Genomic DNA, 24,823 nt, shown 5'->3' with positions numbered 1-24,823 from the left:
GCCGCACCGGAAGCAGCGGGGCGCGCCCGTGGAAGGGGGCGCGGGGAACGGCGCGAACGGCCACGGCGTACGGGGTGGCCCGGCGACGGCGGTTGCGCACCCCGCGCCGGGGTGGCCCCGCGCTTGCCGGCCCTGCCCTCGGTGCAGACCTCCCGAGCGGGGTGGGAGCGGGCGACTCCGCGACGTACCCCGAGGCCCCGCTACCGCAGCTGGAGCCGGTAGAGGACGTGGGGCCGCAGGGGGTGGCCGGGCGGGAGGGACGGGTGGGTGAAGTCGTCGTGCGGGGTGCGGGTCATGCCGAGGCGGGCCATCACGGCGCGGGAGCGCGCGTTGCCGGTGGCGGTGAAGGAGACGACCTCTTCGAGTCCCAGCTCGTCGGAGGCGAAGGCGAGTGCCGCGCGGGCCGCCTCCGTGGCGTGGCCCCGGCCCCACGCCGTGCGGGCCAGTCGCCAGCCGATCTCCACGGCGGGGGTGAAGTGGGCGTCGAAGCCCACGGGGGAGAGGCCGGTGAAGCCGATGAACTCGCCGTCCCGCACGGTCTCCAGGGCCCACAGGCCCCAGCCGCGGGTGTCGATGCCGTCGGCGAGGCGGTGTGCCAGGGCGTCGCTTTCGGTACGGGTGAGCGGCGCGGGGAAGTGGCGCATCACCTCGGGGTCCGCGTTGAGCGCGGCGAAGGGGGCGAGGTCGGTGTCGCGCCAGGGCCGCAGCAGCAGCCGGTCCGTGCGGAGACGGCCCGTCACGCGTCGTCCCCTCCTGTCAGCAGTTCCGTCACCAGTGTCAGCGGTGGCCAGTCGAGGCGGCCGTGGCGGGCCACCGCGTAGGAGCGGAGGTGGACGGCGGGGGAGGGGAGCGGGAGGACGCGGACGTCGGGGCGGGTGGGCTGGTCCCGGGGGAGGAGGCCGACGCCCGTGCCCGCGGCGATCATGTGCTGGACGAGGTCGAGGCTGTCGGCGCGGTGCGTCACGCGGGGGGTGAACCCGGCCATCGAGGCGAGGGTGCGGACGACGTGGTCGTCGGCGGTGTTGCGGGAGTTGGTGATCCACTCGTGCGTCGCGTACCGGGCGAAGACGTCGAGCGTGGAACCGGCCTGCGCGGGTTCGCCGGCCGGGACGCCCAGGCCCCAGGCGGCGGTCCACAGCGGGGTGCTGCGGACGGCGGGGCCGGGGTCGAGCGGGGCGAGGTCGTAGTCGTAGACCAGCGCGAGGTCGATCTCGTCGGCGGTGAGCAGGTCGAGAGCCTCGGCCGGTTCGTGCTCGCGGATCAGCAGGCGTACCCGCGGGTGGTCGGCGGCGAGGCGGGTGAGCGCGGGCAGCAGGGAGGCGCGGATGGCGGTGCCGAACCCGGCGACGCGGACGGTGCCGTTGGGCTCGGCGCCCGGGCCCAGGTCGAGGCGGGCCGCCTCGACGGCGGCGAGGATCGTCACCGCGTGCTCGGCCAGCCTGCGCCCGGCGGGGGTGAGCCGGACGCGGCGGCCCGCCGGTTCGGTGAGCGCGGTGCCCGTCTCCCGGGACAGGGCGGCGATCTGCTGCGAGACCGTCGAGGTGGTGGTTCCCAACACATCCGCGACGGCCCGCATCGAGCCCGAACGGGACAATTCCGCCAGCATCTCCAGCCTTCGCGTCTCCATCCGCCCATTGTCCAGCTTTCCGAAACGGTACGTCCATGATCGGCACGTGGACGGAAACGGTCCGTGCGCCGTCTACTGGTCGCCATGACCCCGCAGGAAACCGCCGCAGGCCCCGGCACGCCACCGTCCCGTACCTCCCGGCCGTACGACGGGCCGGCGGGCGGCGCCGTGATGGCGCTGGCCTCGATGTTCTGCGTACAGCTCGGGCTGGCGCTCTCGGTGCACCTCTTCGACCAGCTCGGCCCGGCGGGCACCGCCTGGCTGCGGCTGGCCTGGGCGGGAGTCCTGCTGCTGGTCCTGGTCAGGCCGCGCCCCTCCGACTTCACCCGCTCCGACCTGCTGGTCGCCGTCGTCCTGGGCGCGGCCACGGCGGGGCTGATGATCCTGTTCATGTACGCCGTGGCCCGCATCCCGCTGGGCACGGCGAGCGCGCTGGAGTTCCTCGGGCCGCTCACGGTCGTGCTGTGCACGGGCCGCGGCAGGCGCCGGCTCTGGGCGCTGCCCGCCGCCGTGGGCGTCGTCCTGCTCACCGAGCCCTGGCACGGCGGCATCGACGCGGTCGGCCTCGGCCTCGCCTTGGCCGCCGCCGTCTGCTGGGCCGCGTACATCCTGCTGACCCAGCGGGTGGGGGACCGGGTGACGGGGCTGAGCGGGCTGGCCGTCTCCATGCCCGTCGCCGGGATCGTGGCCACCTTCGCCGCCGGCCCCTCCGAACTGGCCCACGTCACCTGGCCGTTGGTGCTGACCGGCCTCGCACTCGCCACGCTGCACCCCGTGATCCCCTTCAGCCTGGAGTTCCTCGCCCTCCGCCGCCTCACCGCGACGGCCTTCGGCACCCTGATGTGCCTGGAGCCCGCCATCGCCCTGGCCATCGGCGCCGTCACCCTCGGCCAGATCCCGGGCCCGGCATCCGCCGCCGGCGTCCTCTGCGTCGTCGCCGCGGGGATCGGGGCGACGCGTGCGGGCGGGCGGGACGACGGGGCGGCCGCGACGGAACCGTCCCGTGACGAGCCGCCGAAGGTGCTTACAGCCGACGCGACTTGAGTGCCATGTGCAGCAGGAGGCGGTGTTCGCCGTTGTCGAGGTCGAGGCCGGTGAGCTGTTCGACGCGGGCCAGGCGGTAGTAGAGGGTCTGGCGGTGTACGCCGAGGGCCGCGGCGGTGCGGCCCGCCTGGCCCGCGTGGTCGAGGAACTCCTCGGCGGTGCGGGCCAGTTCGCGGTGCGTGGGGCGGAGCAGGTCGGTGACGGCCGGGTCGCCGCCGGCGCCGGGCGGGAGCGCGGTCAGGAGGCGGTACGGGCCGATGGCGCTCCACTCGGCGACGGGGCCGAGCGCCGGTTCGGCGCGGGCCGCGCGCGCGGCGGCGCCCGCCTCCCGCCACGCCGCGTCCAGCCCCTCCAGTCCGGTGCGGGGCGTGCTGATCCCGGCGGCCGCGCCGCGCCCGCCGGCGTACGCGGACCGCAGCAGGCCCTCGGCGGCCGAGCGGGCCGGGGCGAGACCGTCCGGGGTGCGCAGCCGGACGAGCGCGGCGAGCGCGGCGGGCCTGGCCGGTGAACCGGCCTGCTCGCCGGGGGAGTTGACGCGGTCGCCGGGGGCCGGACGGGCCCCGCGAGGGGCGTCTCCCGGGGCGTCCTCGTCCTCGCCCGTGCCGGGGATGACGCACTGGGCCGCGATGTGCGGGCGGCCCGCCGTGGTGGCCCGGGCCGGGCTGTCGGACGCTCCGCTGTCGTCGGACACGTGCCACGGGGTGACGGCGATCAGCGTCAGCGGGCCGGTGGCGGCCTTGCCGAGTTCGCCGCGCAGGCCCTCGGCGGCCTCGTCCCTGGCGCGGGGGCCGCCCGTCGCGGTCAGCAGTTCGCGCAGCAGCTCCCCGGTGCGGGCGCCCGCGCGGGCCTCGGCCGCGAGGAGGGTGCCGATCCGGGAGGCGGTGGCCATGGCGGCGGTGAGCTTCGGGTCGTCGAGGGGGAGCCGCCGGTCGTCGAGCAGCCATATGTAGCCGTAGGCGACGCCGCCGTGCCGTACGGGCAGGCAGATCCGGCCGTGCACGACGCCGGCCGAGGGGTCGGGCGGGATACGCACCGGCGCGGTGACGCGGGTGATGCCGAAGCTCTCGAACCAGGCCCTGACCTGGGCGGTCGAGCGGCGGTGCAGGATCGAGCGGGTGCGGACGGGGTCGAGCGCGAGGTCGGTGGCCTCGGGCGCACCGGGGTCGGAGGCGTCCGCGTAGCTGCCGTGCGCGCCGAAGGCGATCAGCGCGAAATCGCGGCCCTCCAGGGTGGCGGGGGAGCCGAGCAGGGTGGACACCTCGTCGATCAGGGCCTGGTAGTCCTCGCGCATCGCCGTTCCGTCGCCTCCCGGGCCCTGCTGTGATCTTGCCGTTCCCGCCCGTCGTGGGCTCTCGGAGCCGCACCCCCTGGCGGCTCCCGCTCACCATTCTCATACATCTGTCTGAGATCCGGGCCACGGATGCGTGACAGCTGTCGATGGCTGCCCGAGGAGAGCGATCCTTAGATTCAGGGTGGCTTTCCAGGTCGGAATCAAGCCAGGAAAAGAACGTCTGTTGGAGGTGCCCGTGCTGGGACCCGTGCTTCTCGCTGCCGCCCGCAGCGACAGCATCCGCCGCCTCGTCTCGGCCGCGCCGGTCACCCGCCCCGTGGTGGACCGCTTCGTGGCGGGCGAACAGCTCGACCAGTCCCTGCGTACCGTCCGGTCGCTGACCGGCCGCGGTATGGAGGTCACCCTCGACCATCTCGGCGAGGACATCACCGACCGCTCCGAGGCGCTCCGCAACCGCGACGCCTACCTCGCCCTCGCCGAGGCGCTGGCCGGTGAGGGACAGGGCGCGCGGGCCGAGATGTCGGTGAAGCTGTCCGCGTTCGGGCAGGCGCTGCCCGGCGGCGACGACCTGGCGTACGAGAACGTGCTGCCCGTCGTCGAGGCCGCCGCCGAGGCGGGGACCACGGTCACCCTCGACATGGAGGACCACACCACGGTCGACTCCACCCTCGCCATCCTCGCCGAGCTGCGGAAGCGCTTCCCGCAGACCGGTGCCGTCGTGCAGTCCTACCTCTTCCGCACCGAGGAGGACTGCCACGCGCTCGCCGGTGAGGGCTCGCGCGTGCGGCTGGTCAAGGGCGCCTACAAGGAGCCCGCCTCCGTCGCGTACCAGGACAAGCGCGAGGTGGACCTCGCCTACGTCCGCTGCCTGAAGATCCTGATGGCGGGCGAGGGCTACCCGATGGTCGGCTCGCACGACCCGCGCATGGTCGCCATCGCGCAGGAGCTGGCCCGGGCCGCGGGCCGCAAGCAGGACGAGTACGAGTTCCAGATGCTGTACGGCATCCGCGACGCCGAGCAGGAGCGGCTGGTGGCCGAAGGCCACCGTATGCGGGTCTATGTCCCCTATGGGACAGACTGGTACGGGTACTTCATGCGGCGCCTGGCCGAGCGCCCCGCCAACCTCGGCTTCTTCCTGCGGTCGCTGGTCACCCGCGGCTGACCCCCGCGGCCCGCACCTCAGCCCCAGCCAGGACCGGCACCCGGACCCACGCACCCGGTCGACACCAGAGAGTTAAAGGAGACACGGCAATCATGGACGCTGTGACCCACGTCCCCGCCCCGTACAACGAGCCGGTGCACACCTACGCGCCGGGCAGCGCGGAGCGCGCCCGTCTCGAGCGGCAGCTCAAGGAGCTGGCGGAGAACCCGATCGACCTGCCGATGACGATCGACGGCGAGAAGCGGATGGGCGGCGGCGAGCGCGTCGACGTCGTGCAGCCGCACAAGCACAAGGCCGTCATCGGTACGTACGCCAACGCCACCCGCCAGGACGCCCAGGACGCGATCGACGCCGCCCTGGCCGCGGCCCCGGCCTGGCGCGCGATGTCCTTCGACGACCGCGCCGCGATCATCCTCAAGGCGGCCGAGCTGCTGTCCGGCCCCTGGCGCGAGAAGATCGCCGCCTCGACGATGCTCGGCCAGTCCAAGACCGCGCAGCAGGCCGAGATCGACGCCCCCTGCGAGCTGATCGACTTCTGGCGCTTCAACGTGCACTTCGCGCGTGAGCTGCTCCAGGAGCAGCCGCTGATCCAGCCCAAGGGCGTGTGGAACCGGATGGACCACCGTCCGCTGGAGGGCTTCGTCTACGCGATCACGCCCTTCAACTTCACCGCGATCGCGGGCAACCTGCCCACCGCGCCCGCGCTGATGGGCAACGTCGTGGTGTGGAAGCCGTCCCCGACGCAGACCCACTCCGCCGTGCTGCTCATGGAGCTGCTGGAGGAGGCCGGTCTGCCCAAGGGCGTCATCAACCTGGTGACCGGTGACGGCAAGGAGGTCTCGGAGGTCGCCCTGCCGCACCCGGACCTGGCCGGTGTGCACTTCACGGGTTCCACCGCGACCTTCCAGCACCTGTGGAAGTCCGTCGGCGAGAACATCGCCGGGTACAAGGCGTACCCGCGTCTGGTCGGCGAGACCGGCGGCAAGGACTTCATCGTCGCGCACCCCAGCGCCGACCCGAAGATCCTGAAGACGGCCATCACCCGCGGTGCCTTCGAGTACCAGGGCCAGAAGTGCTCGGCCGCCTCCCGCGCCTACATCCCGCGCTCCATCTGGGAGGGCGGCCTGAAGGACGAGCTGGTCACCGAGACCGAGGGCCTGTCCATGGGCGACCCGGCGGACCTGTCGAACTTCATGTCGGCCGTGATCGACGACCGTTCCTTCGCCAAGAACAAGGACGCCATCGACCGCGCCGCCGCCGACCCGACCTGCGAGATCGTCGCGGGCGGCACGTACGACGACTCCGTCGGCTACTTCGTCCGCCCGACCGTGATCGTCTGCTCGGACCCTTCGAACGAGGTCTTCACCAAGGAGTACTTCGGCCCGATCGTCGCCGTCCACGTCTACGAGGACGTGAAGTTCGACGAGATGCTCGACCAGATGGAGTCGGCCTCGGCGTACGCGCTGACCGGTGCCGTCCTCGGCCGGGACAAGCAGGCCGTGGCCGCCGCCTCGGAGAAGCTCCGCTTCGCCGCCGGCAACTTCTACGTCAACGACCGGCCCACCGGCTCGATCGTCGGCCAGCAGCCCTTCGGCGGTGCCCGCGCCTCCGGCACCAACGACAAGGCGGGCTCGAAGTTCAACCTGCTGCGCTGGTCCTCCCCGCGCGCCATCAAGGAGACGGCGGTGGCCCCGACGGACTACCGCTACCCGCACATGGACTGACCCCGGCGCCGCCCTTCGGGGCGGGACCGAACGGGTACGGGCCCGGCACTCCCTCACGGGGGTGCCGGGCCCGTCGCGTGACCCGTGGGGCGCCCGGTGCGGAGGGTGGCGGGTGGCCAACTCCGGGGCGTGCGAAGCCGGTTGGGGCGGGTGGTCGCGTGGCCGGACACGGGTGCGGAGCGCCTGGTCACGCGGTGTGTGCGGGATGCGGGAGTGGCGTCCGTCTCAGATAGTAGGAAGGCCAAGTACATGGGGAGACAGCACGGCTCGCGGGCCGTAGCTTTGTAGGAGCCGAACGTCTCGCTCATCAGCGAGCGGCGGATGACGCGTGTGCGCTCCACGCAGGCGACCCCTGCCCGCCACGTGCCCGCCCCTTCCGGCGCGTTGCATCCCCGCTTCTTTCCTCCCCCTTCTCTCGCTGTGCAGAAGGAGTTGCCGATCATGGATGAGACCGCTCGCCGACGCGTCCGTCACGCCGCCCGCGCAGGCCGGACCGCCCGCCTCAACAAGGACACCGACCGGCGCAACGCCGCCGCCGCGCTCCAGCGCGCACTCGACCGCAGGGACAACGGCGGCGCCACCGGGCACTGACCGCGCCCAGCGGGCCGCGGGTGTGCCGTGGCTGGTCGCGCAGTTCCCCGCGCCCCTGCGGGGCGCCGTCGCCACCGACTAACTGCCCCGCCTGCGGACGGTGAAGTGGTCGACGCGGCGGCCGGATTCGGCCAGCGCTGTGACCTGGAGCTGCGGCGGCCGGCCCGTCGCCCCGGGGTCGGACTCGACGGCGATGAACGAGAAACCGGTGTAGCGGACCCGGGACCACTCCACGCGGTCCGGGTCCGGCACCCGGTGCTCGGTCCAGCGGAAGCTGAGCACGCTGTCCCGCTCGTTCAGGTTCCCCTCGTAGCTGTCCGGGACGGGGAAGTCGTACAGCTTCTTGCCCGCGCCGCCCGCGGTCACGTACACCGTCCCGTCCCGTACGGGGTCGGTGGTCCCGCCGACGGGGAGCTTCCGCGTCCGCTCGCCGGCCCGGACGGGGTCGGTGCGTTCGTAGACGTGGTTGTGTCCGTTGACCACGAGGTCCACCTGGTACTGCTCGAAGAGGTCGCCCCAGGCGTCGCGCACACCGCCGTCGGAGGCGTGGGTGCTGGTGGAGTACGCGCAGTGGTGGAAGAAGACGACGACGAAGTCGACGGCGTCGTCGGCGCGCAGCGCCTTCAGGCGGCGGGCCAGCCACTTGGTCTGCGCGCCGTCGGTGTACCCCTTGTTGGCCGGGATCTCGTAGCTGACGTCGTTGGCGTCCAGGGCGATCACGCCGACGTTGCCGTAGACGAACGCGTAGATGCCGGGGGCCGATCCGGCGTCCGGGCCGTTGTCCGGCAGGGACCAGCGGGCCGACTGGCCGCCGTAGCCGTTGGGGGAGTACCAGGCCTCCATGTCGTGGTTGCCGGTCGTCACCATCCACGGGACGCGGGCCGCGACGGACTCGGTCTGTGCGAGGAACTGGTCCCACACGCGCGCGTCGTAGGTGTCCGACTCCTTGCCCTGGCCCGACTCGTCCGCGTAGCAGATGTCGCCCGCGTGCAGGTGGAAGGCCGGGTTCTGGCCGAGCAGCAGCTGGTCGTTGGCGAGCGCGTCGTAGCTGACGCCCTGGTCGCCGAAGGCGGTGAAGACGAACTTCTCGGACGCGCCCGCCGGTGCGGTGGTGAACGAGCCGAGGGTGGAGATCCGTTCGGCGGAGGCCGGGTCGAAGCCGTCGTGGCCGACGCCGTAGTAGTAGGTGGTGCCGGGACGCAGGCCGTCCAGCGCCGCGTGCAGGTAGAACTGCTCCACCTCGGGCTGCTTCTTGGACAGCGCGGGCGTGTGCAGCCGGCGCACCTCGGCCTCGACCTTCCGGCCCAGGTCCCACGGCTCACGCCCGACGCGCAGGTACGGCCGCTTCACCGCGAAGGGCACCTGCCAGGAGACGCGCATCTGGGTCTTCGGGTCGGCGCCGAAGGCGAGGTGCCGGCCGAACGGCGCGACGAGCGAGCCGTCCACCTTCACCGCGCTGGTCGCCAGTACGGGCGAACTCCCGCTCGCCGGGGCGCCGTTGCCCAGCGCGTTGTCCGCCGCCGTCACCAGCCCCGCGCCGCCCAGCGCCCCCGCGGTGACGATGCCGCCGCCGCGCAGCACCCCCCTGCGGGAGAACTTGGCCCGCAGGTACGCGTGCTGCTCGGCCATGCTCATCCGGGAGGCGATCTTGTCGGGTATGCCCGTACGGGGAAGGTCGCGCGGTGAGGTCATGCCCGACAACATGGCAGCGGTGCCCTAAAGAGGGGAGGCGCACGGCCGTACCTGAGGTGAACGCGCGGTCACGACAGGGCCGGTGGGGCCCGCGGCCGGGGCCGGAGCGGGAGGCTCCGGTCCGCGATGCGGACAACGTGTGTCAACGCATGGGACGCGGAGTATGGTCCTCGCATGTCTCGCAGCATCAGCCTCGCAGTGATCCCCGGTGACGGAATCGGCCAGGAAGTCGTGGCGCAGGGCCTGAAGGTCCTCACGGCCGTTCTGCCGAGTGAAGTGAAGCTGGAAACCGAGCAGTTCGACCTCGGGGCCCAGCGCTGGCACCGCACGGGCGAGACCCTGCCCGAAGCGGACCTGGAGCGCCTCAAGGGCCACGACGCGATCCTGCTGGGCGCCATCGGCGACCCGAGCGTGCCCTCCGGGGTGCTGGAGCGCGGGCTGCTGCTGAAGCTGCGCTTCGCCTTCGACCACTACGTCAACATCCGCCCGTCGAAGCTCTTCCCCAACACCGAGAGCCCGCTGGCGGGACGCCCCGCGATCGACTTCGTCGTCGTCCGCGAGGGCACCGAGGGCCCGTACGTCGGCAACGGCGGCAGCATCCGGACGGGCACCCCGGCCGAGGTCGCCAACGAGGTCAGCGTGAACACCGCGTACGGCGTCGAGCGCGTGGTGCGGGACGCGTACGAGCGGGCCCAGGCGCGGCCGCGCAAGAAGCTGACGCTCGTGCACAAGAACAACGTGCTGGTGCACGCCGGCCACCTCTGGAAGAACCTCTTCGACCGGGTCGGCGAGGAGTACCCCGAGGTCACCACCGACTACCTGCACGTCGACGCCGCGACGATCTTCATGGTCACCGACCCGGAGCGGTTCGACGTCATCGTCACCGACAACCTCTTCGGCGACATCCTGACCGACCTCGCCGCGGCCGTCTCCGGCGGCATCGGCCTCGCCGCCTCCGGGAACGTCAACCCCTCCGGCGCGTTCCCCTCGATGTTCGAGCCGGTGCACGGCTCCGCGCCGGACATCGCGGGCACCGGCAAGGCCGACCCCACCGCCGCGGTCCTCTCCGTCGCGCTGCTGCTGCGCCACCTCGGCCACGAGAGCGAGGCGGCCCGCATCGAGGACGCGGTCACCGCGGACCTGGAGGCGAGCGCCGGCACCGTCCGCACGACGGACGAGATCGGCGACGCGCTCGCGGCGCGAGTAGCCGGCTAGGCCCGGCGTCACGCTTGTCACAGCGGCCGGGCCACAGGCGCCCGGCCGCTGTGCTACTCGGCGGTTGGGTGTCACCATCTTTCCCAGGGCCGCCACCCACCCCCGCTGCGCGGAACCTCACGAGCGATAATCGGACGTGGGCCCGCCGCACGAGGAACCACTCGGACGTCCAAGTACTGTGCGCTCCCTCACAGACGCACTCCGGACGCCGCGGGAACGGGGCGCGGTCCGCTACGACACTCAGCGAAGGACGCGCTCACATGACCACCCCTCGAATCGAGTTCGACCTCAAGCCCTCCGCGCAGCCGCTGCCCGACGCGGAGCGCGAGGCGGTGCTGGCGAACCCCGGCTTCGGCCGTTACTTCACCGACCACATGGTCACCATCAAGTGGACCGAGGGCCGGGGCTGGCACGACGCGCAGCTCCAGCCCTACGCGCCGCTCCAGATGGACCCGGCGAACATGACGCTGCACTACGCGCAGTCGATCTTCGAGGGGCTGAAGGCGTACCGGCAGCCCGACGGATCGGTCGCCGTCTTCCGCCCCGACGCCAACGCGCGCCGCTTCCAGCGCAGCGCGAAGCGGCTGGCGATGCCCGAGCTGCCCGTCGAGACCTTCATCGAGGCGTGCGACCTGCTGGTCACGCAGGACAAGAGCTGGGTGCCGGGCGTCGGTGAGGAGTCGCTCTACCTGCGGCCGTTCATGTTCGCCAGCGAGGTCGGCCTCGGCGTGAAGCCCGCCAACGAGTACACCTTCATGGTCATCGCCTCCCCGGCGGGCCCGTACTTCTCCGGCGGCATCAAGCCCGTCTCGGTCTGGCTCTCCGAGGACTACGTGCGGGCCGCGCCCGGCGGCACCGGCGAGGCCAAGTGCGCGGGCAACTACGCCGCTTCGCTCGTCGCCCAGGCCGAGGCCGCGCAGCACGGCTGCGACCAGGTCGTCTGGCTGGACGCCGTCGAGCGCCGCTGGGTCGAGGAGATGGGCGGCATGAACCTGTACTTCGTGTACGGGTCGGGCGCGGACGCGCGGATCGTCACCCCCGAGCTGACCGGCACCCTCCTGCCCGGCATCACCCGCGACTCGCTGCTCTCCATCGCCTCCGACCTGGGGTACGCGACGGAGGAGGCCCGCATCTCCACCGACGCCTGGCGCGAGGGCAACGCCGACGGCAGCCTCACCGAGGTCTTCGCCTGCGGCACCGCCGCGGTGATCACCCCCGTCGGCGACGTGAAGACCTCCCGGGACTCCTGGACGGTGGGTGGCGGCGAGCCCGGCCCGGTCACCATGCGGCTCCGCGAGGCCCTGCTGGCGATCCAGTCCGGCCGGGCCGAGGACCCGCACGGCTGGATGCACGAGCTCGGCTGAACACGCGGCGGGTCCGCACCGGGGCGCCCCGGTGCGGACCCGATCCGGATGGTGAGACGGGGCTCCTGGAGGCGGGCCCGGTGTGCGAAGCTCCGTTTTGTGCCCCGTTTCGCCGTGATGATTGGCAGCAGGCGCGCCGGTCCGCAGTGACCGTCCCCGCGGAACCCCCGCGGTGGCGGACACCGTGCCCCAGACCCGCGCGCAGACCTCTCGCACCCGCGAGGGGTTTTTTCGTTTTCCGGCCCTACCCGGCCGGGGACGGAGCGGCGCGGGATGATGGGGGCAAGTGGAACGCTTCCGTCCGGAACCACTGACCCAGGAGAGCAACCAGAGATGACCACCGACGCCACCGGTACCGACGCCTTCCACGTCTTCGACACCACGCTGCGCGACGGCGCCCAGCGTGAGGGCATCAACCTCTCCGTAGCGGACAAGCTCACCATCGCCCGCCACCTCGACGCGTTCGGCGTCGGCTACATCGAGGGCGGCTGGCCCGGCGCGAACCCGCGGGACACCGAGTTCTTCGAACGCGCCCGCACGGAGATCGACTTCGAGCACGCGGAGCTCGTCGCCTTCGGCTCGACCCGCAGGGCCGGGGTGCCCGCGCAGATCGACCCGCAGGTGCGGGCGCTGGTCGACTCCGGCGCCCCGGTGGTCACCATCGTCGCCAAGTCCCACGACCGGCACGTCGAACTCGCCCTGCGGACCACGCTGGAGGAGAACCTCGCCATGGTCCGCGAGACCGTGGAGTTCCTCCGCGAGAGCGGGCGCCGGGTCTTCGTCGACTGCGAGCACTTCTTCGACGGGTACCGCGAGAACCCCGGCTACGCTAGGGACGTCGTCCGCGCCGCGCACGGCGCCGGCGCCGAGGTCGTCGTGCTCTGCGACACCAACGGCGGGATGCTCCCCGCGCAGGTGCAGCGGGTCGTCGCCGAGGTGCTGGCGGAGACCGGCGCGCGGCTGGGCATCCACGCGCAGGACGACACCGGCTGCGCCGTCGCCAACAGCCTCGCCGCGGTCGACGGCGGCGCCACGCACGTGCAGTGCACCGCGAACGGCTACGGCGAGCGGGTCGGCAACGCCAACCTCTTCCCGGTGGTCGCCGCGCTGGAGCTGAAGCACGGCAGGAAGGTGCTGCCCGAGGGCGCCCTGCGGGAGATGACGCGCATCTCGCACGCCATCGCCGAGGTCGTCAACCTCGCCCCGTCCACCCACCAGCCGTACGTCGGCACCTCCGCGTTCGCGCACAAGGCCGGGCTGCACGCCTCCGCGATCAAGGTCGACCCGGACCTCTACCAGCACATGGACCCCGAGCTGGTGGGCAACACCATGCGGATGCTGGTCTCCGACATGGCCGGCCGCGCCTCCGTCGAGCTGAAGGGCAAGGAGCTCGGCTACGACCTGGAGGGCGACCGCGAACTCGTCGGCCGGATCGTCGAGCGGATCAAGGAGCAGGAGCTCAAGGGGTATTCGTACGAGGCGGCCGACGCCTCCTTCGAACTCCTGCTGCGGGACGAGGTGCACGGCACGCAGCGCCGCTTCTTCCGCGTCGAGTCCTGGCGCGCCATCGTCGAGCAGCGCCCCGACGGGGAGCAGGCGAACGAGGCGACGGTGAAGTTCTGGGCGAAGGGCGAGCGCATCGTCGCCACCGGCGAGGGCAACGGCCCCGTCAACTCCCTGGACCGCGCGCTGCGTCAGGGACTGGAGCGGATCTACCCGCAGCTGGCGCGGATCTCCCTGGTCGACTACAAGGTCCGCATCCTGGAGGGCACGCACGGCACCGACTCCACGACGCGGGTGCTGATCACCATGAGCGACGGCCCGTCCGAGTGGTCCACCGTCGGCGTGGCCGGGAACGTCATCGCCGCCTCCTGGCAGGCGCTGGAGGACGGCTACACCTTCGGCCTGCTGCGGGCCGGCGCCGAACCGCAGGACTGAGCGGGCAGCCGGGGGCGGCGCCCGCCCCCGGCCTCACTCCGGTGGCAGCAGCGCCGCGTCGAGGTGGTCGCGTACGTGGCCGAGGGCCGTCGTACGGTCCAGCCCGGGCAGGCCGACGACGAGGTGGGTGCCGAGGCCGTCGAGCAGCGCGCGGGTGCGGGTGGAGAAGCGGTCGGCGTCGACGGGGCGGAACTCGCCGTGCGCCGCGCCCTCGACGAGCAGCGCCACGAGGTCGCGGTGCCAGGCGAGTTCGAGCTCCAGCTGGCGGGCGCGCACCTCGTCGTCGGCGTACTGCGAGCGGTTCCACACCTCCAGCCACAGGGCCCAGTGCGGGTCGCGGTGACCGGTGGGCAGGTAGAGGTCGACGAGGGTGTCGATCCGCTCCCGTACCGGCACCTGGCGGGCGAGCGCGCTGCGGCGCTCCCCGCCGAGCTGCTCCTCGCTCCACTGGAGCGTCTGGAGCAGCAGCTCGTCCTTGGACTTGAAGTAGTAGAGGAGATGGCCGCTGCTCATCCCGACCTGCCGCCCGAGCCCGGCCATCGTCAGCCGGTCCAGGCCGTGTTCGGCGATGGTGGCCATGGCGGCCCCGAGCAGGTTCTCGCGCGGTTGCGCGGGGCGGCGGGCGCGGTGGTTTCCCTCACCCGCCGAAGTGCCGGAATTCTTCCCGGAGTTCGCAGGCCGTCCGGCCATGGCCGTCGCCTCCCGCCGCCCTCGTGTGCCGCTGCCGCTGGTCAGACCTTCGGCTGCTGCTGCGTGATGCAGTGGATGCCGCCTCCGGCTGCGAAGATCGTACGCGCGTCCACGAGCGAGACCGTACGGTCGGGGAAGATCCGGCGGAAGATCGCCGCGTTGTGCTCGTCCATCGGGTCGTCGAAGGAGCACAGCACGACGCCGTTGTTGCACAGGTAGTGGTTGACGTAGCTGTAGTCGACGAGTTCGCCGTCGACCTCGGTGACCGTCGGGGCCGGCAGTTCGACGACCTCCAGCGGCCTGCCGTGCGCGTCGGTGGAGCCGCGCAGCAGCTTCACGTTCTCCCGGCACAGCTCGTGGTCGGGGTGGGCGGGGTCGGGCTGGGTGTGCGCGACGACGAGTCCCGGCTTCACGAAGGCGGCGACGATGTCGATGTGCCCGCGGGTGCCGAACTGGCCGTAGTCGGCGGTGAGTCCGCGGGGCAGCCAGATCGCCTTGCGGGTGCCGAGCCGGGCGTGGATCTCCGTCTCGACCTGCTCGTGCGTCCAGCCCGGGTTGCGCTCGGGGTCCAGCTGCACGGTCTCGGTGAGCAGCACCGTGCCCTCGCCGTCGACGTGGATGCCGCCGCCCTCGTTGACCAGCGGTGAGTGCTGGGTGCGCGCCGCGGCCCGCCCCGCGACGTACGCGCCGGCCCGCGCGTCGTGCTCCCAGCGGGCCCAGGACTGCGCGCCCCAGCCGTTGAACACCCAGTTGACGGCGCCGAGTTCGCCGTCCGGGCCGGTGAGGAAGGTCGGCCCGATGTCGCGCATCCAGGCGTCGTCCAGCTGCCGTTCCACGATCTCGACGGCGGGGTCGAGGTGCTCCCGCGCGGCATCGGCCTGGTCCGGGCTCGCGACGACGGTGACCGGCTCGAAGCGGCGCACGGCGTGCGCGACGGCGGCCCAGGCGGCGCGGGCCTCGTCCAGTTCCGCCGGGTCGTCGAAGGTCGGGTTCGGTCCCGGCCAGGCCATCCAGGTGCGCTCGTGCGGTGCCCACTCGGGCGGCATCCGGAAGCCCGGCTCGGGGGCGGTCGCGGCGTCGGGGGCTGCGGCGGTGGCCGGGGGCGCGGTGTGCGTCGGAGTGTTCAACGGAGTCCTTCGAAGAGAAGACGGGGACGGGCCTCGACCGTCGATGACTTTGAACGGCACTCTAATCCGGCAGAGGATTCTGTGGAACCCCTTGACCTGGATGCGGTACTGGCTCACATTGTGTGGCGCTTCACTTTTGAGCGCCACTCAAAGATCAACCGTCGTGGCCGTCCGCCCATCCAGCACGAGGGAGTGCGCATGCAGATCGAGCAGTACGGCGTCGACACCATCCCCGACGGGGAACGCACCGGCAGGCCGCGGGACGTGGTCAGCTTCCTGATCGGCTCCAACCTCGCCCTCGGCGTCGTCATCTTCGGCTGGCTGCCCGTCTCCTTCGGGCTCGGCTTCTGGGCCTCGGTGACGGCGCTGGTGCTCGGCACCTGCATCGGCACCCTCCTCGTCGCGCCGCTCGCGCTGGTCTCCCTGCGCACCGCGACCAACCTCTCCACCAGCAGCGGAGCCGTCTTCGGCGTCCGGGGCAGGCTGCTCGGCTCCGTCATCGGACTGCTGCTCTCCCTCGGCTACACCGCGCTCACCCTCTGGGTCGGCGGCGACGCCATGGTCGCGAGCCTCTCCCGGCTCCTGGGCATGCCCCACCTCGCCGACCACGGCGCCGGCTACGCCCTCGTCTACGCGCTGCTCGCCGCCTGCACCGCCGTCGGCGCCGTCTACGGCTACCGGCTGCTGCTCCGGCTCAGCCGCTTCCTCGCCGTCGGCATGACGCTGCTGCTGGTCGTCGGACTCTTCGCCTACGCGCCGGACTTCACCACCGCGGCCCCGGCCGGGACGGACTACCTGCTCGGCGACTTCACCACCACCTGGCTCCTCGCCGTCGTCGCCGCCGGACTCAGCGGCCCGATCGCCTTCATCACCCTGCTCGGCGACTACACCCGCTACATCTCGCCCCGCCGCCACTCCTCCCGCAAGGTCCTGCTGGCCACCTGCCTCGGCCTCGCCGCCGGACTCCTCATCCCGCAGCTGTTCGGGACCTTCACCGCGCTCGCCGTCGGCGCGGGCGAGGACTACGCGGGCCCGCTCGCGGCGCAGGCACCGTTCTGGTTCCTGGTGCCGCTGCTGCTCGCCGCCTCCGCCGGGTCCATCGGCAACGCCGGGCTGATGCTCTACTCCATGGGCCTCGACCTGGACGCGATCGTGCCCCGCACCACCCGCACCCGGGCCACCTACGCCGTCGCCGCCGTCTCCACCGCGCTGGTCTTCCTGGGCCACTTCGTCTGGGAGGCACAGGACGCGATGACCGCCTTCGTGCTGCTGCTGACGGCCGTCGGCAGCCCCTGGGCGGTGATCGTCCTCATCGGTCACGTGCGCTGCCGCGGGGTGTACGACTCCGAGGCGCTCCAGGTGCACAACCGCCGCTCGCGGGGCGGGCGTTACTGGTTCACCGGCGGCTGGCACCCGCGCGCCACCGTCGCCTGGGCCCTCGGCTCCGCCGTCGGACTGCTCGCCGTCGACACCCCGGTCTACAGCGGGCCGCTCGTCCCCGTCCTCGGCGGCTTCGACTTCAGCTTCCTGCTCTCCGCCGCCGTCGCCGCCGCCCTCCACCTCGCCCTCACCCGCGGCGAACACCGGGCGAGCGGACCGGCGCCGGTGCCGGACGCCCCGGACGCGACCGCACCGGCCGGGCCCGAGGCGGACGAGGACGCCCCGGTACGGGCCTGACCCGTCCGCCCCGCGAGGGACACGCGGGGCCAGGGCATTGCCGCGCGGCGCGGCCGCTGCTACACGGTCAACTCCCGAGAGGTTCACACCACTTCGAGAGAGGTACCGCCGTGCCGCACGCCTCCCGCCCCTCCCCGTGGCCCTCCTGGTCCCGCCCCCTCGGCCCCGGAGGACGCTGGTCCCGCCGCCGCTTCCTCGGGGCCTCCGCCGCGGCCCTCGCCGCCGGCGCCGTGGGCCCGGGCGCCTCCCAGGCCCGGGCCCACGCCGCCGCCCCCGACTGGGCCGGCCTCCGCGAACGCTGGCTCCGGCTGCTTCTCGGCACCGGCTTCGACGCCGGCGCCGAACCGTACGCCTCCCGCCTCGCCCGGCTCGGCGACCGCGCCCGCCAGCTGCGCGCCGCGATGGACCCCAGGGACGGCTCCCTCTTCCCCGGCCACCCCTTCGACCCGCCGAGCGGCATCACCCAGTCCTACGTGCGCCTCGCGGTGATGGCCGAGGCGTACCGCCAGCCCGGCACCGGCGTCACCGGCGACAAGGGCCTCGCCGAGGCCGCCGTCACCGGCCTCGCGCATCTGCACACGCGCGTCTACCACCCGGGCACCGAGCGGTACGGCAACTGGTGGGAGTGGCAGATCGGCAGCCCGCTCGCGCTGCTCGACACCCTCACCCTGCTGCACGGGGAGACCGGCACGGCCGTCCGCGAGGACGGGCTCCGGGCGATCGACCACTTCCTCCCCGAGTCCGTCTTCGACGAGTACACCGGCACCTCGACCGGCGCCAACCGCGTCGACTTCTGCCGCGTCTACGCACTGCGCGGCATCCTCGGCGAGGCCCCCGCGAAGACGGCGCTGGCCGCCGCCTCCCTCTCGCCGGTCTTCCCCTACGTCACCGAGGGCGACGGGCTCTACCGCGACGGCTCCTTCATCCAGCACACCTGGGTGCCCTACTCCGGCACCTACGGCTACGTGCTGCTCGACGGACTCGGCCGGCTCTTCACCCTGCTCGACGGCACCGAGTGGGAGATCACCGACCCGAACCGGCAGGTCGTCCACGACAGCGTCGAGCGGGCGTACGCGCCGCTGGTGCACGACGGGCTGATGATGGACAGCGTCAGCGGCCGCGCGATCTCCCGCGGCGTGCTGCGGCAGGACCCCGAGGGCATCCTCCTCAGCGATCACACGCGGGGCCACCAACTCGCCGCCGCCGTCGCCCTGTTGGGCGGCGCCGCGGCACCGGCCGAACGCCGCCGCTGGAACGCGCTGGTGCGCGGCTGGATCGCCCGGGACACGGCGCTCCCGGTGCTCACCGACCGGCAGTTCGGCGTCGCCGACCTCGCCCGGCTGCACGCCGTCGCCGAGGAGGACGGCGAGACCGCGCCCGGACCCGTCGGCCACCGCCTGTTCCCCGCCATGGCCCGCGCCGTCCACCGGCGCCCCGGCTGGTGCGCCAACATCGCCATGGCCTCGGACCGGGTCGCGTACTACGAGGCGGGCAACGGCGAGAACCCGCGCGGCTGGCACACCGGCGCCGGAATGCTCTACTGGTGGGGCCCGGAGGGCACCCTCGACACCTACGGCGACCACTTCTGGCCCACCGTCGACTGGTACCGGCTCCCCGGAACGACCGTCTCCACCAAGCGGCTTCCCGACAACGCGGGCGGCGAATGGGGCGAGCCCAAACCCGCGGAGCGGTGGGCGGGCGGCGCCACCGACGGCGAGTTCGCCGCCGTCGGCCAGCACCTGGCCGGGCTGGAGAGCACGCTGACCGCGGTGAAGTCCTGGTTCTGCGTCGACGACGCGGTCGTCTGCCTCGGCGCCGGCATCACCGCGCGGGACGGCGTCCCCGTCGAGACCGTCTACGACAACCGCAACCTCGGCGCGGCCGCCCCGGAACTGACCGTCGACGGCGCCCGCCGCCCCGCCGCACCCGGCGTCACCCGCACCCGCGCGGGCGCCCGCTGGGCGCACCTGGCCGGACACGGCGGCTGGGTCTGGCCGGACGGCACCGGCCTGCGCGTCCGCCACGAGGAGCGCACCGGCGCCTGGTCTGACATCAACGAGGGCAGCACCACCGACCGCGTCACCCGCCGCTACCTCACCCTGTGGACCGACCACGGCACCGACCCGCGCGGCGCCGCGTACAGCTACCTGCTGATGCCGGGCGCCTCCGCGCGCGAGGTCGCGGTGCGGGCCGCGGACCGGCGCTGGATGACCGTCGACGCCAACACCGCGCGGCAGCAGGCCGTCACCGTCCCCGGGCTCGGGCTCACCGCGGCCAACTTCCACGCGCCCGGTACCGTCGGGGACCTCACCGTCGACCGCCCGGCCTCCGTCCTGGTACGCGCCGAGCCGTCCCGCACCACCTTCTGCGTGGCCGGCCCCGCACGGACGGGCGAACCCGTCGAACTGGTCTGGGACCGTCCCGTCGCCGCCGTGCTGGAGGTGGACGAGGGGGTCGAGGTGCTCGCGGCCGGGCCCCGGCTGCGGCTGCGCGTCAGCACCGGCACCGCCGGGGCCACGCTGACCTGCACCGTCCTGGCCCGCTGAGGCAGGGAGCGGGAAGCCTGTGCGGGGGCTGTGGGAATCCCACAGCCCAGGGCGCCCCGCTTGGGAGACTTCCCTGCCCCGGACCGGTCCCACCCCGGGGTTCTGTACAGCACGGCCATGAATCGGCCGCTGAGACTGTGCGAATCTGACGACGGTGATCGGCACCGCCCTTTCGTAGGGTCTATACATGACCGATCTCTCCCAGCCGACCGCCCAGCCCCAGGACACCGAGGCGCAGGACGCGCACGGCCGCGTGGCCGAGCTGCACGCCATCCGCGAGGAAGCGTTCCGCGGCCCGAGCGAGCGGGCGACCGAGGCGCAGCACGCCAAGGGCAAGCTGACGGCCAGGGAGCGCATCGCGCTGCTGCTGGACGAGGGCTCGTTCCGCGAGGTGGAGACGCTGCGGCGGCACCGCGCGACGGGCTTCGGGCTGGAGGAGAAGAAGCCGTACACCGACGGCGTGGTCACCGGCTGGGGCACCGTGCACGGGCGGACGGTCTTCGTCTACGCGCACGACTTCCGGATCTTCGGCGGCGCGCTGGGCGAGGCCCACGCGACGAAGATCCACAAGATCATGGACATGGCCATCGCCGCGGGCGCGCCCCTGGTCTCGCTGAACGACGGCGCGGGCGCCCGTATCCAGGAGGGCGTCTCCGCGCTCGCCGGCTACGGCGGGATCTTCCAGCGGAACACCCGGGCCTCCGGCGTGATCCCGCAGATCTCCGTGATGCTCGGCCCGTGCGCGGGCGGCGCGGCGTACTCCCCGGCGCTGACGGACTTCGTGTTCATGGTGCGGGACACCTCGCAGATGTTCATCACAGGGCCGGACGTGGTGCAGGCGGTGACCGGCGCCGAGGTCTCGCAGAACGGCCTGGGCGGCGCCGATGTGCACGCGGGCACCTCCGGTGTCGCGCACTTCGCGTACGACGACGAGGAGACGTGCCTGGAGGAGGTGCGTTACCTGCTGTCGCTGCTGCCGCAGAACAACCGCGAGAACCCGCCGTCGCAGCCGGTGGAGGACCCGGTGGAGCGCCGCGGCGAGGCGCTGCTGGACCTGGTCCCGGCGGACGGCAACCGCCCGTACGACATGCGCAAGGTGATCGAGGAGATCGTCGACGACGGCGAGTTCCTGGAGGTGCACGAGCGCTGGGCGGACAACATCCTGTGCGTGCTGACGCGGATGGGCGGCCAGGTCGTCGGCATCGTCGCCAACCAGCCGCAGTCGCTGGCCGGCGTGCTGGACATCGAGGCCTCCGAGAAGGCGGCCCGCTTCGTCCAGATGTGCGACGCCTTCAACATCCCGATCCTCACGCTGCTGGACGTCCCCGGCTTCCTCCCCGGCGTCGACCAGGAGCACGGCGGCATCATCCGGCACGGCGCCAAGCTGCTGTACGCGTACTGCAACGCGACGGTGCCGCGGATCTCGGTGGTGCTGCGCAAGGCGTACGGCGGCGCGTACATCGTCATGGACTCGCAGTCCATCGGCGCCGACCTGACGTACGCCTGGCCGACGAACGAGATCGCGGTGATGGGCGCCGAGGGCGCGGCGAACGTGATCTTCCGGAAGCAGATCGCCTCGGCCGACGACCCGGAGGCCATGCGGACGCGGATGGTCAAGGAGTACAAGGCCGAGCTGATGCACCCCTACTACGCGGCGGAGCGGGGACTCGTCGACGACGTGATCGACCCGTCCGAGACGCGGCAGGTGCTGATCGACTCGCTGGAGATGCTCCGCGCCAAGCACGCCGACCTGCCCTCCCGCAAGCACGGCAACCCGCCGCAGTGAGCCACGGCGCGGTGAGCGCCGGCGGCCGACGTGGCCGACCCCTCGTGACCAGTGACATGACCAGCATGGGAGCCGAAGTGAGTACCACCCCCGACGGCAGTACCGGGACCGCCGGCCTCGTCCGCGTGGAGAAGGGCCTGGCGAACGACGAGGAGCTGGCCGCCGTGACGGCGCTGCTGCTGGCGCGTGCCGCCGCGGGCGCCCGGCACGCGGAGATCCCCGCGCGCGGGCCGCGCGCGACCAAGGCGGGCTGGCGCAGGCTGGAGCGGCAGCACGGCTTCCGCGCGCCCCACAGCTGGCAGGGCTGACGCGGCGGGCGGTCACCCACCGCCGTACGGACACAGACGACTGGGGCCCCGATCCTGCGATCGGGGCCCCAGTCGTCTGCTGTGTGCGGTGCGGTGTCCGCGGTCCGTGATCGGCGGAGCGATCAGTTGGACGGCGCGTTCATCAGCACGGTGCGCCGCGGGTTCGCGGTCTGCGCCGGGAGTGGTCCGGATGCCTCGGGCGCGGTGGCCTCCGTGGTCAGCTCGTCCGCGTCCTCCAGGTGGGCCAGGGTGGTCCGGCGCGGATTGGCTGTGTGTCGCATGGACATCGTGGTCTTCACTCTCGACCGTCCCTCGCTCAGCTCGGCTGCTTGTCTTTTCCAGACAGGGTGTAAACACCGAGAATAGGCGCGCTGTTCCCCTCGGCGTCGTGATCCAGACAACGAGAAGCCTGTGAGTTTCCTCACCGAGGTGTGTGCAAATCCGGCATAAAGGAACGTCAATTACCGTTGCCAAAACGGGCATTGCGCGCGGAATGGGATCTTCGTGAGGCCCGTGCGTCATTGGTCGGACAACTGTGGCAGGGTCTCCCGGGTGGAAAAATCCGTCATCTCGGGCGGAATTCTGCACCCTACGTGAGGTAACCCGCGCAAAGCGTGACCCCCCTCCCGGGGTTATCCACAGGCCCTTGTTGGAGATCCGGCACTGTGCTGGAATTCCCCGGACCGCCGCAGGACGACAGCCGGCGCGCACAAGGCGCATCACCAGCGCCGCGCGGTGGAGATGAGGGGACGCGCCGGTCACTCACGACCGCCATGGGGGCTTGGGACCCCCACGACTCGATACCGTCCCGCCGTCGCAAGCGGGGGGACGCCTGGTCCAGAGGTTGCGACGCTAGTGCAGGGACGTTTCAAGAGGGATGGCAGTGCTTCGGGGGATGCGGAGCCGCGCGGTGCGACCGGCCGCGGCTCCTCACCGGAGCATGCCCAAGAGGGCGGTCCCAAGGCTGCCGTGAACGAGTCCGGCGGCGCCTCACCGGCCGGGGGCACCGGCCCCAAGAGCAAGAAGGCTGCGGGGTCGACCTCGTCGATGGCCCTGCGCAACTGGCGCATCAGCACCCGCCTCGTCGCGCTGCTGACGCTCCCCGTGGTCGCCGCGACGACGCTCGGCGGGATGCGTATGCACACCGCCATGTCCAGCGTCGACCAGCTGGACAACATGAAGCTCCTCACCGAGATGACGGAGCACGCCACCGACCTGGCCTCCGCGCTCCAGGAGGAACGCGACCGCTCGGCCGGCCCGCTGGTCGGCACGGGGAACGCCAAGGACGACGCCGTCGTCGGTCCGCGCGAGAAGACCGACCGCGCGTTCCAGGCGTTCAAGGAAGCCACCACCGACATCGACAACGACGACAAGGTGATGGCGGGCGTCCAGGCGACCGTCCTCGACATCACCCGTCAGTTGACGGCGATCAAGAACATCCGCGAGCGCGCGTACGACAACCCGTCGTACGTCTCGCAGACGGTCAACAGCTACAACCAGCTGATCGAGTCCCTGCTCTCGCTGTCCCAGGACATGGCGCAGGCCACCAGCAACCCCGAGATGATCCAGAGCACGCGTGCGCTCGCGGCGTTCTCCGGCGCCAAGGAGTTCGCCTCCATCCAGCGCGCGATCATCTCCGCCGGTCTCGCCCGCAAGGGCGGCCCCGAACTCTCCGAGAGCGACCGGCTGTACGCGCTCACCGCCAGCGACAGCGAGCGCGCCTCGCTCACCAGCTTCAGCAAGATCTACGGCGACGAGCGCGCCGCGGGCCTGACGAAGCCGCTCGACGGCTCCGTCCCCAACATCGTCTCCGCGGACCAGTACCGCGACCGGGTCCTGAAGAACGCGGACGGCATCTCCGCCGAGAACCGCTCCTACATGGACTGGTACGACCAGGACCGCACCAAGATCGACGAGATGATGAAGATCGAGTCGACGCTGCTCTCCCAGATGGAGCAGCAGGCGCGCGAACTGCGGTCCGAGGCGCAGGCCGGCGCCTTCATCAACGGCGCGGTCATCCTGCTCGTCCTCGGCATCTCCCTGGTCGGCGCGTTCGTCGTGGCCCGCTCCATGGTCCGCTCGCTGCGCCGGCTCCAGGACACCGCCCAGGACGTCGCCCGCAAGCGGCTGCCCGAGCTCGTCAAGCAGATGTCCGAGTCCGAGCCGCAGGAGCTGGACACCTCCGTCGAGTCCGTCGGTGTGCACAGCAAGGACGAAATCGGCCAGGTGGCCTCGGCGTTCGACGACGTACACCGCGAGGCCGTCCGGCTCGCCGGCGAGCAGGCGCTGCTGCGGGGCAACGTCAACGCGATGTTCACCAACCTCTCGCGCCGCAGCCAGGGCCTCATCCAGCGCCAGCTGTCCCTCATCTCCGAGCTGGAGTCCCGCGAGGCCGACCCGGACCAGCTCTCCTCGCTGTTCAAGCTCGACCACCTCGCCACCCGCATGCGGCGGAACGGCGAGAACCTCCTCGTCCTCGCGGGCGAGGAGCCGGGACGCCGCTGGACCCGGCCCGTCCCGCTGGTCGACGTGCTCCGCGCCGCCGCCTCCGAGGTGGAGCAGTACGAGCGCATCGAACTCAACTCCGTCCCGGCGACCGAGGTCGCGGGCCGCGTCGTCAACGACCTCGTGCACCTGCTCGCCGAGCTGCTGGAGAACGCCACCTCGTTCTCCTCGCCGCAGACCAAGGTCAAGGTCACCGGCCACGCGCTGCCCGACGGCCGGGTGCTCGTCGAGATCCACGACACCGGCATCGGCCTCTCGCCCGAGGACCTCTCCTCGATCAACGAGCGGCTCGCCAACCCGCCGACGGTGGACGTCTCCGTCTCCCGCCGCATGGGCCTCTTCGTGGTCGGCCGCCTGTCCCTCCGGCACGGCATCCGCATCCAGCTCCGCCCCTCCGACTCCGGCGGCACGACGGCGCTGGTCATGCTGCCCGTCGACGTCGCCCAGGGCGGCGGCGCCGGCAAGGGCGCCCCGGGCGGCGCCCCCGGCAAGGCGGCCCCCGGCGGCTCCGGCGCGAAGGGCGGCGGCCTCGCCGC

Annotated in this window: 19 protein-coding genes; 12 read left to right on the top strand and 7 right to left on the bottom strand. The window is 72.4% G+C overall.

The window, feature by feature from the left end; genetic code table 11:
- Positions 1-200: 200 nt before the first annotated feature.
- On the bottom strand, positions 201-740 hold the full coding sequence (locus HCC30_RS27915) for a GNAT family N-acetyltransferase (protein ID WP_346776841.1): 540 nt from the start codon (positions 738-740) through the stop codon (positions 201-203).
- Positions 737-1,627 (bottom strand): LysR substrate-binding domain-containing protein, encoded by an 891-nt coding sequence (locus HCC30_RS27910; RefSeq protein ID WP_169445704.1) that lies wholly within the window; start codon positions 1,625-1,627, stop codon positions 737-739. The genes HCC30_RS27915 and HCC30_RS27910 overlap by 4 nt, the downstream gene beginning before the upstream one ends.
- 84 nt (positions 1,628-1,711) lie before the next feature.
- On the opposite strand from HCC30_RS27910, the gene HCC30_RS27905 reads away from it, so the two are divergent.
- On the top strand, positions 1,712-2,671 hold the full coding sequence (locus HCC30_RS27905; protein ID WP_240979963.1) for an EamA family transporter: 960 nt from the start codon (positions 1,712-1,714) through the stop codon (positions 2,669-2,671).
- On the opposite strand, the gene HCC30_RS27900 is transcribed toward HCC30_RS27905, so the two are convergent.
- Positions 2,652-3,962, bottom strand: coding sequence for a helix-turn-helix domain-containing protein (locus HCC30_RS27900; RefSeq protein WP_169445703.1), 1,311 nt, complete (start codon positions 3,960-3,962; stop codon positions 2,652-2,654). The two genes, HCC30_RS27905 and HCC30_RS27900, sit on opposite strands and share 20 nt — an antisense overlap.
- A gap of 235 nt (positions 3,963-4,197) precedes the next feature.
- Between HCC30_RS27900 and HCC30_RS27895 the strand changes: the two genes are divergently transcribed.
- From HCC30_RS27895 to HCC30_RS27885, 3 genes are all read left to right on the top strand, one after another.
- The gene (locus HCC30_RS27895) at positions 4,198-5,124 is read left to right on the top strand and encodes a proline dehydrogenase family protein (RefSeq protein WP_169445702.1); all 927 of its coding nucleotides are present in this window, start codon (positions 4,198-4,200) and stop codon (positions 5,122-5,124) included.
- Positions 5,125-5,216: 92 nt separating this feature from the next.
- Positions 5,217-6,848 (top strand): L-glutamate gamma-semialdehyde dehydrogenase, encoded by a 1,632-nt coding sequence (gene pruA / locus HCC30_RS27890; protein ID WP_169445701.1) that lies wholly within the window; start codon positions 5,217-5,219, stop codon positions 6,846-6,848.
- Positions 6,849-7,289: 441 nt separating this feature from the next.
- Positions 7,290-7,439 carry a hypothetical protein gene (locus HCC30_RS27885; protein ID WP_169445692.1) on the top strand — a complete coding sequence of 50 codons (150 nt, stop codon included), beginning with the start codon at positions 7,290-7,292 and terminating at the stop codon, positions 7,437-7,439.
- A 78-nt stretch (positions 7,440-7,517) separates the two neighbouring features.
- On the opposite strand, the gene HCC30_RS27880 is transcribed toward HCC30_RS27885, so the two are convergent.
- Entirely contained in the window at positions 7,518-9,131 is a 1,614-nt protein-coding gene (locus HCC30_RS27880) for a metallophosphoesterase family protein (RefSeq protein ID WP_206324419.1), read from the bottom strand.
- A 174-nt stretch (positions 9,132-9,305) separates the two neighbouring features.
- Between HCC30_RS27880 and HCC30_RS27875 the strand changes: the two genes are divergently transcribed.
- The 3 genes from HCC30_RS27875 to cimA all read left to right on the top strand — a co-directional run bounded on the left by HCC30_RS27875 (position 9,306) and on the right by cimA (position 13,648).
- Positions 9,306-10,346, top strand: a complete 1,041-nt coding sequence (locus HCC30_RS27875) for a 3-isopropylmalate dehydrogenase (RefSeq protein WP_169445700.1) — start codon at positions 9,306-9,308, stop codon at positions 10,344-10,346.
- Positions 10,347-10,606: 260 nt separating this feature from the next.
- A complete protein-coding gene (locus tag HCC30_RS27870) occupies positions 10,607-11,710 on the top strand; it encodes a branched-chain amino acid aminotransferase (RefSeq protein ID WP_169445699.1) in 1,104 nt (367 codons plus the stop codon).
- A gap of 333 nt (positions 11,711-12,043) precedes the next feature.
- Entirely contained in the window at positions 12,044-13,648 is a 1,605-nt protein-coding gene (cimA, locus tag HCC30_RS27865) for a citramalate synthase (protein ID WP_169445698.1), read from the top strand.
- 33 nt (positions 13,649-13,681) lie between these two features.
- On the opposite strand, the gene HCC30_RS27860 is transcribed toward cimA, so the two are convergent.
- Positions 13,682-14,338 (bottom strand): TetR/AcrR family transcriptional regulator, encoded by a 657-nt coding sequence (locus HCC30_RS27860; RefSeq protein WP_169445697.1) that lies wholly within the window; start codon positions 14,336-14,338, stop codon positions 13,682-13,684.
- A 41-nt stretch (positions 14,339-14,379) separates the two neighbouring features.
- Positions 14,380-15,384, bottom strand: a complete 1,005-nt coding sequence (locus HCC30_RS27855; protein WP_169445706.1) for an agmatine deiminase family protein — start codon at positions 15,382-15,384, stop codon at positions 14,380-14,382.
- 279 nt (positions 15,385-15,663) lie between these two features.
- Here HCC30_RS27855 and HCC30_RS27850 point away from each other — a divergent pair, with 279 nt between their 5' ends.
- From HCC30_RS27850 to HCC30_RS27835, 4 genes are all read left to right on the top strand, one after another.
- The gene (locus tag HCC30_RS27850; protein WP_169445696.1) at positions 15,664-17,142 is read left to right on the top strand and encodes a cytosine permease; all 1,479 of its coding nucleotides are present in this window, start codon (positions 15,664-15,666) and stop codon (positions 17,140-17,142) included.
- 230 nt (positions 17,143-17,372) lie between these two features.
- The gene (locus HCC30_RS27845; protein WP_346776842.1) at positions 17,373-19,688 is read left to right on the top strand and encodes a polysaccharide lyase 8 family protein; all 2,316 of its coding nucleotides are present in this window, start codon (positions 17,373-17,375) and stop codon (positions 19,686-19,688) included.
- Between the two features lie 187 nt (positions 19,689-19,875).
- Positions 19,876-21,474: an acyl-CoA carboxylase subunit beta gene (locus HCC30_RS27840; RefSeq protein ID WP_169445694.1), complete on the top strand. Its 1,599-nt coding sequence runs from the start codon at positions 19,876-19,878 to the stop codon at positions 21,472-21,474.
- 77 nt (positions 21,475-21,551) lie between these two features.
- A complete protein-coding gene (locus HCC30_RS27835; RefSeq protein ID WP_346776840.1) occupies positions 21,552-21,782 on the top strand; it encodes an acyl-CoA carboxylase epsilon subunit in 231 nt (76 codons plus the stop codon).
- 122 nt (positions 21,783-21,904) lie between these two features.
- On the opposite strand, the gene HCC30_RS27830 is transcribed toward HCC30_RS27835, so the two are convergent.
- Entirely contained in the window at positions 21,905-22,063 is a 159-nt protein-coding gene (locus HCC30_RS27830) for a hypothetical protein (RefSeq protein WP_169445691.1), read from the bottom strand.
- A gap of 574 nt (positions 22,064-22,637) precedes the next feature.
- On the opposite strand from HCC30_RS27830, the gene HCC30_RS27825 reads away from it, so the two are divergent.
- Positions 22,638-24,823 (top strand): nitrate- and nitrite sensing domain-containing protein (locus HCC30_RS27825; protein WP_169445693.1); only part of this gene is annotated, 2,186 nt, incomplete at its 3' end.

The organism is Streptomyces sp. HNM0574 (genome assembly GCF_012726235.1).
Classification (GTDB): domain Bacteria; phylum Actinomycetota; class Actinomycetes; order Streptomycetales; family Streptomycetaceae; genus Streptomyces.
The sequence above is the reverse complement of the archived record's forward strand: the minus strand, read 5'-3'. Positions and strand labels throughout refer to the sequence as shown.